Here is a 266-nt window from a genome sequence, read left to right as displayed (position 1 = left end):
ACACGATTGGAACGATGACCAATGTGAGAAGTGTAGAACTTGTTAAACCGCCAATTACGGTAACACCAAGTCCTTTTGATACGATCTGGCTTCCGCCTTCAAATCCTAATGCGAGTGGCAGCAGTGCACCAATCGTTGCAAGTGCCGTCATTAAGATTGGACGTAATCTTGTTGCACCTGCTTCAAGTAACGCTTCTCTTGTTGAAAGACCTTCTTGTTCTTTATGAATCACGCGGTCAATCAAGACAATGGCATTTGTTACAACG

Annotated in this window: 1 protein-coding gene; it reads right to left on the bottom strand. The window is 44.0% G+C overall.

The annotated features are described in order from the left end of the window. A partial coding sequence (locus AC0IXA_RS27585; protein ID WP_471814928.1) for an efflux RND transporter permease subunit occupies nt 1-266 on the bottom strand: 266 nt, incomplete at both ends.

The sequence above is a fragment of the Pseudomonas sp. AC083 genome, from assembly GCF_979253165.1.
This window is presented reverse-complemented; position numbering and strand designations above follow the sequence as displayed.